Raw genomic sequence first — 13,254 nt, forward strand, 5'->3', positions numbered from 1 at the left:
AGGGAAAATCATGAAAAGCGCATTGGTCGCCCTGAGTAGGGGCACCGAGTTCATCGAGAAATTCGTTATCATTCTGGCCATATTGTTGATGATGGTGAATTCGACCGCTAACGCCATTGGCCGCTACGCCTTTGGCAAAAGCCTGTTCTTCTCGGAAGAGCTGAACCAGTTTCTGATTGTCAGCGTGACCTTTTTTGGATTTGCCTATGCGGTTCGGAAAGGTCGGAACATTCGGATGACGGCGGTTTATGACACGCTGTCCCGTCGGTCCAAGAAAGTGATCCTGACGCTGATTTCGATCACGACCGGCATGCTGCTGGCCTTTTTGGCCTACAAGTCCGTGTTCTACGTGCTTGAGATCAAAGAGCTGAACCGTCTGAGCCCGGCGCTGCAGTTTCCGGTCTATATCATCTACTCTGTGATCCCGGTCGGCCTGTTTATGGCCAGCCTGCAATATCTGATCGCATTCATCATGAATGTCACTCATGTCGGCATCTGGCACTCGTACGAGGTCGAGGACAATGACGCAGTGGATGTAGGAGTCTGAGATGCCCGGATTCCTTGATTTCCTTGGCGATGTCATAGCTGGTGAGCTGGATATCTATGTCATCACCTTTGCTCTGGTCATGGTGATGGTGGTTCTGCTGTTCCTCAGCTACCCGATGGTTGTTCCGCTAGCGGTTGCCACGCTGATTGGCCTTGTTCATTTCTCGCAAAGCGATACTGGCGTCATCATCCAGCAGATGGTCACCGGCATTTCGCCAAACGCGCTGATCGCTGTGCCGATGTTCATATTCGCCGCCGATATCATGGCGAGAGGTCATACGGCCAATAATCTGCTGGGGCTGATCGAAGCCTTTGTCGGTCACCGCCGGGCCGGATTGCCGATCACGGCCTGCATCAGTTGCACATTGTTCGGCTCGGTTTCGGGTTCGACTCAGGCGACCGTGGTTTCGATTGGTCAGATCATGCGGCCAAAGCTGCTGAAGGCCGGTTACAAGGACAGTTTTGTCATGGCGTTGATCATCAATGCCAGCGACATCGCCTTCCTCATCCCTCCAAGCATCGGGATGATCCTGTACGGCACGCTGGCCAATACCAGCGTGGGCGAGCTGTTCATTGCAGGAATTGGTCCGGGCGTTGTTCTGGCGCTGATGTTTTCGGTCTATTGCTATTTCTACAGCGTCCTGCAGGGCGATCTGATCGCGCGGGTGCCAAAGAAATCAGGTGCCGAGCGGCGCGCAGCGTTTCGCAAGGCCATACTGCCGCTTGGTTTCCCGGTCCTGATCGTCGGCGGTATCTACACCGGCGCAGTGACCCCGACCGAAGCAGCCTCGTTTTCGGTGCTTTATGCGCTGATCGTCGAATGCGTGATTTATAGGGAACTGAAACTCAACGACGTTTTGGATTCCGCTCTCAGCACAGGATTGATTACGGCGGTTGTGTTCATCCTTGTCGGGATCGGTCAGGCGTTTTCCTGGTATATTTCCTTCGAACAGATTCCACAGGGCCTGTTAGAGCCGCTGAACCTGGAAGGCGCGTCGCAGGAATACATCCTGTTCATCATAGCGCTGTGCTTCTTCGTGGGATGTATGTTCGTCGACTCGCTGGTCGTGCTTGTCATCCTTACGCCAATCTTCGTTCCGATCGTGGATGCCTCGGGGATTGATCCGGTTCTTGTCGGGGTTATGGTGACGCTGCAGATGGCCATCGGATCAGCAACACCGCCGTTTGGCTGCGATATCTTCACCGCAATCGCGATTTTCAACAGACCTTATCTTGAGGTGATCCGGGGCACTTTGCCGTTCTTCGCGATCCTGGCGCTGATGACGGCTATGCTGATCTACTTCCCAGGTATCGCGCTGTTCCTCAGGGATCTGGCGGCGTTTTGACAAAATGAATGACGGATGGCCGGTTGTTTTGAATCGGCCATCCAAACTTGATCCGAAGATCAGCGCCCAATACCGACGTAACTATCGAAGCCGGATTTCTTGACGGCGGGTTCGGAATAGATATTGCGCAGATCGACCATTCGGGGGGATTTCATCGTGCCAGCTAGTTCGCTCAGATTGAGCGCACGGAACTCGTTCCATTCGGTCAACAGCACAACGACATCCGCATCAGCAGCAGCAGCATAGGGGTCTTCGCACCATTCGACGCCGGGCAGCAGGGCCTCACCTTCGGAACGCCCCTGAGGGTCGACAACCCGCACCGTTGCCCCACCACCGATCAGTGCAGGCACGATAGTTAACGAGGGCGCATCACGCATATCGTCGGTATTGGGTTTGAAGGTCACGCCCAGAACAGCGATCGTTTTTCCATTGAAACTGTCGTCGCAGACATCTCGGATTTTCTGGATCATCCGTTTCTTGACCTCGTCATTCACCCGGATGACGGTTTCGGTGATCTGCATCGGGTGGGCATGTTCCTGACCGATCCGGGCCAGAGCGGCGGTGTCTTTTGGAAAGCACGATCCGCCATATCCCGGACCTGCATGTAGGAATTTATTGCCAATGCGCCCATCCAGACCGATGCCTCGGGCGACCTCTTTCACGTCGCCGCCAACACGTTCGCACAGGCCTGCGATCTCATTTATAAAGGTGATCTTGGTCGCAAGAAACGCGTTAGCGGCGTATTTGATCATCTCTGCGCTTTCCAGATCAGTGGTCAGGATCGGGAAGTCCCGCAGGTAAAGCGGGCGGTATATTTCCGCCATTACATCGGCGGCGCGGTCTGATTCAACGCCGACAACCACACGATCCGGGCGCATGAAATCATCAATGGCGGCCCCTTCGCGCAGGAATTCAGGGTTCGAGGCGACGTCGAATTCGGCCTTCGGGTTGGCGGCAGAAATGACCTGATGCACCTTGCGATTGGTGCCAACTGGAACGGTCGATTTGGTTACCACCACAGTGTAGCCCGTAATCGCATGCGCAATTTCTTCTGCGGCGGCCATCACATAAGTCAGATCGGCGTGACCGTCCCCGCGACGTGTGGGCGTGCCCACGGCAATAAAAACAGCATCCGCACCATCCACTGCTGCGGCCAGGTCCGTGGAAAAGCTGAGCCGACCAGCGGCTACGTTTTTGGCCATCAGGACGTCAAGCCCGGGCTCATATATCGGGACTTCGCCAGCCTGCAGCATCTCAATTTTCTGTTCGGCCTTGTCGACGCAAATGACATCATGGCCGAAATCGGAAAAACATACCCCGGACACCAAACCTACATAGCCGGTTCCGATCATCGCAATACGCATACTAAAATACCCTTCTTAACAAATACCGCCTTTGGCGCGCACACATTCGAAGAAAGTTCCGCCGGTTTCAATGCCTGTCAGCGTGCTTGGGTTGCATTCCGGGGATTCTTGCTGTTTTTGGGTCGGCAATCATACACATTTGTTTTCGTAGGGCGGAACTATGACAAAAACGGCATTAATCACCGGGATTACCGGACAAGACGGATCGTATCTGGCCGAGTTTTTGTTGGAAAAAGGTTATGAAGTTCACGGCATTAAGCGCCGCGCGTCCTCATTCAACACGCAACGCATCGACCACATCTATCAAGACCCACACGTTCCCAATCCCAAACTGCACCTGCACTATGGTGATCTGAGCGATACGTCTAACCTGACGCGAATCATTCGCGAAGTGCAGCCGGACGAGGTCTATAACCTTGGCGCACAGTCCCATGTGGCCGTCAGTTTTGAATCCCCGGAATACACTGCGGATGTGGATGCCATTGGTACTTTGCGTTTGCTGGAAGCGATACGTTTTCTCGGGCTCGAGGAAAAGACACGCTTCTATCAGGCCTCGACCTCGGAACTCTACGGTCTGGTGCAAGAGACCCCGCAACGCGAAACCACCCCGTTCCACCCACGGTCACCTTATGCGGTTGCCAAACTTTATTCTTACTGGATCACGGTCAATTACCGTGAGGCCTATGGCATGTATGCCTGTAACGGGATCCTGTTTAACCACGAAAGCCCGCGCCGGGGCGAAACTTTTGTTACCCGCAAGATCACACGCGGTTTGGCAAATATTGCGCAAGGATTGGAAAGTTGCCTGTACATGGGCAATATCGACAGTCTGCGGGATTGGGGCCACGCGAAGGACTATGTGCGGATGCAATGGCTGATGCTGCAGCAGGACAATCCTGAGGATTTCGTGATTGCGACCGGGGTTCAGTATTCGGTACGACAGTTCATTGAATGGTCGGCAGCCGAGCTTGGCGTTTCACTGGAATTCACCGGGTCAGGCGTTGACGAAACCGCGACTGTTGTTTCGATCGAGGGGGACAAAGCCCCGGGATTGAAACCCGGTGACGTCGTAATGCGGATAGACCCACAATATTTTCGCCCGGCCGAGGTCGAAACCCTTCTGGGCGATCCCTCAAACGCCAAGAACAAACTGGGTTGGGTACCAGAACTGACCGTGCAGGAAATGTGCGCTGAGATGGTGACCGAAGACCTGAAGACGGCCAAACGTCACGCGCTTTTGAAAGAGCACGGGTTTGAGCTGCCAATGAGCCTGGAAAACGGCTGAGGAGGCCCTCATGCGTAAGATCTATGTTGCCGGGCATCGTGGTATGGTTGGCGGCGCAATCCTGCGCCGTTTGCAAAACCGCAAGGACGAAGGCGAAGCGCTGGAGTTGATCACGCGCAGGCATTCCGAACTGGATCTGACCGACCAACCCACCGTGCGTGATTTTATGCAGACCGAGCGTCCGGATATGGTGATCCTAGCCGCGGCCAAGGTTGGTGGGATTCACGCAAATAACACCTACCCCGCAGATTTCATTTACGAAAACCTGATGATTGAATGCAACGTGATCCATCAGGCTTTTGCAGCGGGGGTAAAGCATTTGCTGCAACTGGGCAGCTCGTGCATTTACCCACGGGCTGTCCCTCAGCCCATGCGTGAAGACGCTTTGCTGACCGGCGTGCTGGAACCCACCAACGAACCCTATGCCGTTGCAAAGATCGCCGGGATCAAGCTGTGTGAAAGCTATAATCGCCAACATGGTGTCGATTACCGGTCGGTTATGCCAACCAATCTTTACGGACCCGGAGACAATTTTCACCCCGAAAACAGCCATGTCCTGCCGGCCCTGATCCGCAGATTCCACGAGGCACAGCGCGACGGGCTGGAAGAAGTGGTGATCTGGGGCACAGGAAAACCGCGGCGCGAGTTTTTGCATGTTGATGATATGGCCGAGGCGTCCTTGTTTGTGCTCGACTTACCGCGCGATATCTACGACGCGAATACCCAGCCGATGCTGAGCCATATCAATGTGGGATGCGGCGAAGATATCTCAATCGCTGAGCTGGCGGCCCTGGTGGCCGGAACAACCGGATTCACGGGTAAGATCACTCAGGATGTCAGCAAGCCTGACGGGACACTGCGCAAGTTGATGGATGTGTCCCGACTGGCAGATATGGGGTGGCGCGCACGCGTTGGACTCGAAGATGGTATCCGCGAGACCTATGCGTGGTTTCTGGAGCAGGCAGACACCGATTTGCGCGCCAAATGACCGCCTGGGCATAGCTCCGGACGGTCTAAAGCTCAGAACCAGCGACCGGTTGCGATTACCGTTGGGGACAGGCTGCTTGTGTCCGACGATGCCGATAGAACCTTAAAGGGCACTTGTGTTTCAGTGGCCGCGCCTAAACCTATAAACCGGCTTGTCGCGCCGCCACTGCCACCGACCGAGGGTGAGGTTCCGGACGCAAAGGCTGCGGGAAAGCTCCAGGTGGTCTCGGCGCTGGAATACAGCGATCCTTCGGCGTTCACGCAATCGATGGCCGTCAGAACGCCCGTGCAGATTTGTGTACCATCCGCAAACCGGACGTATTCGCCATTGGCGGTTGATCCGCGTTCGACGACCGCGCCGGTTGGCACCCCGGCGGTTTCTGACACAGAGCCCAGCAGGTTTCCGGGGCAGTAGCCATAGTCGGCCCGCATCAGGCGACCTGCGGTGATGTCTTCGGCATCGTTTTGAATGGCAGAGCCTGAGGCTGTTCCGGTGGCTGGGTCAAAGCTCAGCGCCTCGGTCCAGGATCCGCCATCAGCCGAGACTTTGATGGAAAAACCGGTGTTGCCGGACAATCCCATCTCCGCATGACCGACCCAGTTTGACTGGAACAAAAGCGAGGCGGTATCCCCGGCCGCTGCCTTGTTGATCTTCAACTGGTGCCCCGCCCCGTCATGGCTGAGCAACGTCGCAGGCGACCGGACCGATAGCCGATTGGTGCTGTCATACCCGGTTGCGATGCCCAACCCGTCCAGGTTCTGGGTCGCGACCTGAGGTTCGGACCAGTCTGCGCCGTCCCAGATCTTCAACCGGTTGGCCTGTTCATCCCAGGCCCGCCAGCCGATTCCCGGGGTCACAAAATGCCAGGCGTCATCCAACCAGGCCGCAAGGGTGCCCGGCTGCGCGGCCCAATCCCCGGTAGGGTTGGCACCGAGCGCGTGAATCTCGCCCTGTTCCGGCACCGCAGGCGGCACCGAGGCGTTTGTCGACGCTACGCTCAGCTGGACAATCAGGTCCAGAGCACGCAGCGCCTCGTTATGGGTGACATGTTTCTGAGCCTGCGAAGGTTGCAGGAAAGGTAAATCCAATCTGGATGAGTTCTGTGACACGGGCGGCGTCCTCCTGTAGCTGTCGGTCCGACTATTGCATTGCGCGCTACATTGCCGTGCCCAGGATGAATCCGGTCTGATCTGACCGAACGTTCGAATAATCATTTGCTAACGTTTGGAGGATTCCATGGGGCGTAGCCAAAGGTCTGGATTCAACGAAAAAGGACAGCCGAAGCTGCCCTTAAGTTTACCAATCGCCGCTAAAGGTTAGCTGCGGGCGTACACATCCTCGTACCGGATGATGTCGTCCTCACCCAGATAAGACCCGGTCTGGACCTCGATCAGAACCATCGGCACCTTGCCCGGATTCTCCATCCGATGAACGGCGCCGAGCGGGATGTAGACAGATTGGTTTTCAGAGATCAGGCGCACATCTTCGTCGATCGTAACTTTTGCCGTGCCCTGAACAACGATCCAGTGTTCAGACCGGTGGTGATGGGATTGCAGGCTTAGTGAGGCGCCGGGGTGAACGTGAATGCGTTTGACCTGGAACCGATCCCCGATGACCAGGCTTTCGAACCAGCCCCAAGGGCGATGATCGACCGGCAGCGACTCCGCTTGTTTGGCACCTTTGGCCTTCAGGGCCGCAACCGCTTGTTTGACGTCCTGAGCCTTGTCCATGCTGGCCACCAAAACCGCATCGGGCATGGCGACCGCGATCATGTTTTCCAGACCCATCGCAACAACTTCTTGCGTGGGGGTTTCTGAACGCACCAATACGTTCCGGCAGTCAATGGTGGTAACCTGGCCCGTGGTGGCAACGCCATCGGCGTCTGGATTGCTCAGCTCTTGAACTGCCGACCAGCTGCCGACATCCGACCAGCCCGACGCATAGGGCACGACGCTCAGATTGCTGGCTTTCTCCATGACCGCATAGTCGATCGAGATATCCTCGACCGTGCCCCAGGCTTGGGGGTCGAGGCGCAGAAACCCGAGGTCGGTCTTTGCCTCACGGACGGCCTTGCCGACCGGGTCCAGCAGTGCGGGCGCATGTTCTTTGAATGCAGCTATTATGTCTTTGACCGCGAACAGAAATATCCCCGAATTCCAAAGATAGCTGCCATCGGCGATCATGGCTTGGGCATTCTGCAGATCAGGCTTTTCGACAAAACGGTCCAGCGCAATGGCGGTGTTGCCCGTATCTGGGGCATGGCTGAGCTTGAGATATCCATAGCCGGTTTCCGGCCGGTCCGGAGTGATCCCGAAAGTGACGAGATCCCCACGATCCGAAATCGCGCGCGCGCCTTCGGTAACTGCCTGATGAAAAGCAGCTTTGTCCGGGATGACATGGTCCGATGGGGCGACAAGCATGATCGCATCCGGGTTGCTGGCGGCCAGATACAACGCGGCGGCCAGAACCGCTGGTGCTGTGTTGCGCCCTTCGGGTTCGATCAGAATGGGGCCCGGATCTATGCCAATCGCGCCCAGTTGTTCCGGAACCACAAAACGGAATGCATCATTGGTAAGGATCAGCGGCTTGGCATAAGGCGCGTCCTTGGGTCCCTGCATTCGTTCAGCACAATCCTGAAGCAGGCTTGAATCACCGATCAGAGGGACGAACTGCTTGGGGTAACTTTTGCGCGACAGGGGCCACAGTCGGGTGCCGGACCCTCCGCAGAGTATGATGGGATGGATGGTGGTCATTGCGGCTTGCCTCGAAGGTTCTTGGACTTTGTCACTTTAGAAACGACATGCTGAAGGTTGCGGGCACTATTGAGCGGCCTTCCCGGCGGCGACTATCTCGTTCAGATATTGGCTCAGGTCATCACGCAGATCGCTACGGGCCAGAGCAAAGGCAACAGTTGCCTGAAGGAACCCGGCTTTCGAGCCGCAATCAAATCGCTGACCGTCGAATTTATAGCCAAACACGGGCACACCGTTACAGATGTCTTCTGCGATAGCATCGGTCAGCTGAATTTCACCGCCACTGCCCTTTTTCTTTTGGTTGAGATTGTACAGCACTGACGGCCCCAGAATATACCGACCGATAACGGCCAGGTTCGAGGGGGCTTCTTCCGGCTTGGGCTTTTCAACCATTCCTCTGGCGCGTACCACGGAGCCGACGTTTTCGCCTACATCCAGAACGCCATAGGAACTGGTTTTTTCGTTTGGCACTTCCATCGTTGCGACCATGTTGCCGCCGGTTTCCTCATAGGCTTCGACCATCTGCTGCAGACAGGGTTTATCAGCAGCAATGACGTCATCCGGCAACATTACGGCAAATGGCTCGTCGCCGATCAGCCGGCGGGCGCACCAGACCGCATGGCCCAGACCAAGCGCCTTGTGCTGGCGGATATAGGCGATGGCGCCGCTTTCCATATTCGTTGCATTCAGCGCTTCAAGCAGGTCATCCTTGCCCTTGGCCTTGAGCTCTTGTTCCAGAACGAGGTTGTGATCAAAGTAATCTTCCAGCGCAGATTTGCCACGCGAAGTTACAAAGATGAATTCGGTAATACCTGCGGCGCGGGCTTCGTCGATTGCGTATTGAACCAAAGGACGGTCAACCAGTGTCATGATCTCTTTGGGGACGGATTTTGTCGCTGGGAGAAAACGCGTGCCCAATCCCGCAACGGGGAAAATCGCCTTGGTGACCTTGCGTACCATGTTACCTCTCAAATTCAATTCTTGCCCGACCGCGTAGGGCAGGCCGGGGTTTCCTATTAGGCTGCGCAGTCAGAACAATCAATGACATCGCGGCCGCAGTCTAAAATCTGACAGGAAGGTGCCACCGGGGGTAGGGGAAGTCAAAACGAACCGCCGTTTGATGCCTTTGAAACCCGTCATTAACCGGTGTTTTGTTGTACAATCCGGCCCTTCGTCCATTCATTGGCAAGAATACGCCAAGAATCGTCATGAAGTCGTGCAAAGCCGAACCTGTCCCCGAGGCTGTTCATGCGGCCTCGGGGACAGGGGATTTATGTGTTCGCCAGGATTGTCTCAAGCGGATCATGCTCGGCGACGAAATGGTTCGGGGCGACCTCGTTCAGCTGAGGCACATATTCGTTCTGACCGGCCGATAACCGACTGGGCAGGAACCTAAGCGCCGCCTTTGGATCCATCGGAGACGGCAGCTCGCCCGGCAGTTTCAGCCGTTGACGCTGCCGTTCCACATCCGGATCGGGGATCGGAACCGCAGAGATCAGCGATTTGGTATAGGGATGGAGCGGTTGCGAACAGACCACCTCACCATCGCCCAGTTCAACGATGCGGCCCAGATACAGCACCATGATCCGGTTCGACACCGCGCGCACAACGGACAGGTCGTGGCTGATGAAAATCATCGACAGCCCGAATTCCTGCTGAAGCTCTTTCAAAAGCTCTACGATCTGGGCCTGGATCGACACGTCCAGAGCCGAGACCGCCTCGTCACAAATGATCAGCTTGGGCTTGTTGATCATCGCCCGCGCGATCCCGACCCGCTGGTTCTGCCCACCAGACAGCTCGTGCGGATAGCGGTTGATCATGTTGGCCTGCAGGCCAACCCGCTCCATCATTTCGCCGACCATTTTCTTGCGCTCACGCTCTGTCAGATCCGGGCGATAGGTTTTCAGCGGTTCGGCGATAGAGGCCGAGATGGTCATCCGCGGATCGAGGCTGGCCAGCGGATCCTGGAACACAATCTGCAGGTCCTTGCGGTACTTGTTCAGCTCGGCCCGCTTTAGCCCGACTATCGGATGGCCCAGCCAGCTGACATTGCCACCGCTGGGTTCGATCAGCTGCAGAACCGCCCGCGCCAGTGTGGATTTGCCACAGCCGGATTCACCCACAACGCCCAGCGTTTCGCCCTTACGGATGTCAAAGCTGACACCGTCCACAGCTTTCAGCGGTACCTTGCGCCCGAACAACCCGCCCGACACGTGGATCGGGAAATGCACTTTCACGTCATCGACCCTAAGCAAAGGTGCGTCGGTTTCTTCCAGCGCTTTTGGCGCGTCACCGGCATCAATGCGCGGCATCGCTTCAAGCAGGGTGCGGGTGTATTCATGCTGCGGCGCGCGGAAGATCTCGCGTGTGTCCCCGGCCTCAACAAACTGACCCAGACGCATGACCTGAATGCGGTCACACATCCGTGCCACCACGCCCATGTCATGCGTGATCAGCGCAATGGCAGTGCCTTCGTCTTTTTGCAGGTGCACCATCAAGTCCAGGATGTCGGCCTGGACCGTCACATCCAGCGCCGTGGTCGGTTCATCGGCGATCAGCAGCTTTGGGTTGCACAACATCGACATGGCGATCATGACACGTTGGCGCATGCCCCCCGACAATTCGTGCGGGTATTGATCCAGACGACGGTTTGCCTCTGGGATGCGGACCCGGTCCAACCACTCCAGACAGCGCGCCCGAGCGGCCGAACCCTGCAACCCTTCGTGAACCTGCAGAACCTCACGCATTTGCTGCCCGACCCTCAGATGCGGGGTCAGGGCGGTCAGCGGATCCTGAAAGATCATGCCGACGTCATCGCCCCGGATCTGGTTCAGCTTGTTGATCGGCAGATTCAGGATTTCCTTGCCGTTCAGCGTGGCCGATCCGATTGCACGACCCGCTGAAGGCAACAGCCCCATCGCGGCCATGAAAGTCTGGCTTTTACCGGACCCGCTTTCGCCCACAATACCAAGGCATTCGCCCGGATTAATGTCAAAGCTGATGCCTTTGACGGCCTCGACCACACCATCGGGGGTGTCGAACTGGACGCTTAGGTCCTTAACAGAGAACAGGCTCATATCAGCGATCCTTTGGGTCCAGAGCGTCACGCAGCCCATCGCCGATGAAGAACATCGTGATGATAATGGCGACATAGAATGTCAGAGGGAACATCAGCTGCCAGAGGGTTCCGTACCCCATTGTGCCTGCCCCTTCAGCGATCAGACGGCCTAGCGAGGTATAGGGCTCCGAGATGCCAAGTCCGAGGAACGAGATAAAGCTTTCGGTCAGGATCATCTCAGGCACCAGAAGCGATGCATAGACGATTACCACGCCCAGCAGGTTGGGCAGGATATGGCGATACATGATGGTGAATTCGCTGACACCGGCGGCGCGCGCGGCCTCGATGAATTCGCGGTTTTTCAGGGCCAGAGTCTGCCCTCTGACGATCCGTGACATGGTCAACCAACCAACCGCGCCCAACGCGATGAACAGGGTAAAGAACGACCGACCGGCCACCACAAGCAACAGAATGATGATCAGAGTTGTCGGAATGGCCAGAAGGATATCGACGAACCGCATCATCGCGCCGTCAAGGCGCCCGCCAATATACCCGGCGGCGATGCCATAGCAGGTGCCAACAATCAACGCGGTGGCCGCCCCGACGAGCCCCACCAACAACGATGTTGTTGTGGCCTGAATGACCCGGCTGTAAAGGTCGCGCCCCAGATCGTCGACGCCAAAGAAGTGCCCGGTCTCGATCGACGGCATTCCCATGCCACGGATGTCACCCATCACGTTCCAGTCGATTTCCTCATTGCTCCAAACGGCGAAATATGGGCCGAAGATTGTGAACAGAACGATCATCAGCAAGATGAATACGCTCGCCATTGCGGCTTTGTTGCGGACAAACCGCATCCGCGCATCCTGCCAGAGGGAACGCCCCTGAACGGCCGTGAAATCGGTGATGTCCTCGGCCAGATGGGCGGCTTTTTGTGATTTTCCTAGCATTTTGTGCCCCTCAGTACCGGATTTTCGGATCGAACCAGGCATATGCCAAGTCGGTCAGCAGGTTCACGATCACTGTAAGCGTGCCGTACAAGATCGTGACCCCCAGCAGCACCGCATAGTCACGCGACAGGGCCGAGCCGACATAAGCCTGCCCCAGACCACCGGTCGAGAAATAGATGTCGACAAAAACCGATCCGGTCAGAACATAGACAAAGACCGGGCCGAGATAGGACACCACCGGCAGCAGCGTGGGCTTCAACGCATGGCGCCAGATTACGGTCCTGGTAGGCAAACCCTTGGCCCGGGCCGTGCGGATGAAGTTCGAGTTCAGAACTTCCAGCATCGACGAACGGGTAATCCGCGCGATCGACCCCATATAGGACGTGGCCAATGCGATGACCGGCATGATCAGATATTGCCACTGACCGCCGTTCCAGCCACCACCCGGCAACCATCCCAGCCACAAAGTGAAGGTCAGGATCAGGATCGGGCCCATGATGAAGTTCGGCAGCGCCTGCGCAGCGATCCCCAGACCTACGGCAAAATAGTCGATCCAGCTGTTGTGTCGGATGGCCGCGGCGATCCCAAGGCCAATACCTACGACACTCGCCAGCAGGAATGACAATGACCCGTAAGTGAGCGAGATCGGGAAGCCTTGCGAAATGATATCATTGACGTCCCGGTCCTTGAACTTGAAGGACGGGCCGAAATCGAAATGCACGACAATGTTGTACAGATAGTCCCAAAGCTGTTTCCACAGCGGCTGGTCCAGACCATAGCGCGCCTCGATATTGGCCAGCACCTGCGGCGGCAATGGCCGTTCCGAGGTAAACGGCCCGCCGGGCGCGTAGTGCATCAGAAAAAAACAGGCAACGATCAGCAACAGGATCGTTGGAACGGCGATCAGCAATCGCCGGATGATATAGGCAAGCATTTCATGCCCCCATTATTGGCTTTGCCCCGG

General features: G+C 56.6%; 11 protein-coding genes. 4 read left to right on the forward strand and 7 right to left on the reverse strand.

All coding sequences use genetic code 11. The annotated features are described in order from the left end of the window. The first annotated feature begins 10 nt into the window (after window positions 1–10). The gene (locus tag AC2FJV_RS09995; protein WP_496713583.1) at window positions 11–547 is read left to right on the forward strand and encodes a TRAP transporter small permease; all 537 of its coding nucleotides are present in this window, start codon (window positions 11–13) and stop codon (window positions 545–547) included. A gap of 61 nt (window positions 548–608) precedes the next feature. Continuing rightward, complete coding sequence (locus tag AC2FJV_RS10000) at window positions 609–1,892, forward strand: TRAP transporter large permease (protein WP_496689479.1); 1,284 nt, start codon at window positions 609–611, stop codon at window positions 1,890–1,892. A gap of 59 nt (window positions 1,893–1,951) precedes the next feature. Here AC2FJV_RS10000 and AC2FJV_RS10005 read toward each other — a convergent pair whose 3' ends face one another. Continuing rightward, entirely contained in the window at window positions 1,952–3,256 is a 1,305-nt protein-coding gene (locus AC2FJV_RS10005) for a UDP-glucose dehydrogenase family protein (protein ID WP_142639848.1), read from the reverse strand. Window positions 3,257–3,416: 160 nt separating this feature from the next. Here AC2FJV_RS10005 and gmd point away from each other — a divergent pair, with 160 nt between their 5' ends. After that, window positions 3,417–4,541, forward strand: a complete 1,125-nt coding sequence (gmd, locus tag AC2FJV_RS10010) for a GDP-mannose 4,6-dehydratase (protein WP_496693789.1) — start codon at window positions 3,417–3,419, stop codon at window positions 4,539–4,541. Window positions 4,542–4,551: 10 nt separating this feature from the next. After that, window positions 4,552–5,529 (forward strand): GDP-L-fucose synthase, encoded by a 978-nt coding sequence (gene fcl, locus AC2FJV_RS10015; protein WP_496693788.1) that lies wholly within the window; start codon window positions 4,552–4,554, stop codon window positions 5,527–5,529. A gap of 32 nt (window positions 5,530–5,561) precedes the next feature. Here fcl and AC2FJV_RS10020 read toward each other — a convergent pair whose 3' ends face one another. The 6 genes from AC2FJV_RS10020 to oppB all read right to left on the reverse strand — a co-directional run bounded on the left by AC2FJV_RS10020 (window position 5,562) and on the right by oppB (window position 13,224). Next, window positions 5,562–6,638 carry a DUF2793 domain-containing protein gene (locus AC2FJV_RS10020; RefSeq protein WP_496713585.1) on the reverse strand — a complete coding sequence of 359 codons (1,077 nt, stop codon included), beginning with the start codon at window positions 6,636–6,638 and terminating at the stop codon, window positions 5,562–5,564. A 207-nt stretch (window positions 6,639–6,845) separates the two neighbouring features. Continuing rightward, window positions 6,846–8,282, reverse strand: a complete 1,437-nt coding sequence (locus AC2FJV_RS10025) for a mannose-1-phosphate guanylyltransferase/mannose-6-phosphate isomerase (RefSeq protein WP_496693786.1) — start codon at window positions 8,280–8,282, stop codon at window positions 6,846–6,848. A gap of 66 nt (window positions 8,283–8,348) precedes the next feature. Then, complete coding sequence (gene galU / locus AC2FJV_RS10030; RefSeq protein ID WP_496693785.1) at window positions 8,349–9,242, reverse strand: UTP--glucose-1-phosphate uridylyltransferase GalU; 894 nt, start codon at window positions 9,240–9,242, stop codon at window positions 8,349–8,351. Window positions 9,243–9,553: 311 nt separating this feature from the next. Continuing rightward, window positions 9,554–11,359 (reverse strand): ABC transporter ATP-binding protein, encoded by a 1,806-nt coding sequence (locus AC2FJV_RS10035; RefSeq protein ID WP_496713587.1) that lies wholly within the window; start codon window positions 11,357–11,359, stop codon window positions 9,554–9,556. Window position 11,360: 1 nt separating this feature from the next. Beyond that, window positions 11,361–12,290 carry an ABC transporter permease subunit gene (locus AC2FJV_RS10040; RefSeq protein ID WP_142639834.1) on the reverse strand — a complete coding sequence of 310 codons (930 nt, stop codon included), beginning with the start codon at window positions 12,288–12,290 and terminating at the stop codon, window positions 11,361–11,363. 10 nt (window positions 12,291–12,300) lie between these two features. Beyond that, window positions 12,301–13,224 carry an oligopeptide ABC transporter permease OppB gene (gene oppB / locus AC2FJV_RS10045; RefSeq protein ID WP_142639832.1) on the reverse strand — a complete coding sequence of 308 codons (924 nt, stop codon included), beginning with the start codon at window positions 13,222–13,224 and terminating at the stop codon, window positions 12,301–12,303. Window positions 13,225–13,254: the final 30 nt, after the last annotated feature.

The sequence above is a fragment of the Ruegeria sp. CDSA241 genome, assembly GCF_059611265.1.

What these genes read in the sequence shown, in the direction of transcription:
- AC2FJV_RS09995 (WP_496713583.1), top strand. Translation starts at nt 11, where the DNA reads ATGAAAAGCGCATTGGTCGCCCTGAGTAGGGGCACCGAGTTCATCGAG.
- AC2FJV_RS10005 (WP_142639848.1), bottom strand. Translation starts at nt 3,256, where the DNA reads ATGCGTATTGCGATGATCGGAACCGGCTATGTAGGTTTGGTGTCCGGG.
- gmd (WP_496693789.1), top strand. Translation starts at nt 3,417, where the DNA reads ATGACAAAAACGGCATTAATCACCGGGATTACCGGACAAGACGGATCG.
- fcl (WP_496693788.1), top strand. Translation starts at nt 4,552, where the DNA reads ATGCGTAAGATCTATGTTGCCGGGCATCGTGGTATGGTTGGCGGCGCA.
- AC2FJV_RS10025 (WP_496693786.1), bottom strand. Translation starts at nt 8,282, where the DNA reads ATGACCACCATCCATCCCATCATACTCTGCGGAGGGTCCGGCACCCGA.
- galU (WP_496693785.1), bottom strand. Translation starts at nt 9,242, where the DNA reads ATGGTACGCAAGGTCACCAAGGCGATTTTCCCCGTTGCGGGATTGGGC.
- AC2FJV_RS10035 (WP_496713587.1), bottom strand. Translation starts at nt 11,359, where the DNA reads ATGAGCCTGTTCTCTGTTAAGGACCTAAGCGTCCAGTTCGACACCCCC.
- AC2FJV_RS10040 (WP_142639834.1), bottom strand. Translation starts at nt 12,290, where the DNA reads ATGCTAGGAAAATCACAAAAAGCCGCCCATCTGGCCGAGGACATCACC.
- oppB (WP_142639832.1), bottom strand. Translation starts at nt 13,224, where the DNA reads ATGCTTGCCTATATCATCCGGCGATTGCTGATCGCCGTTCCAACGATC.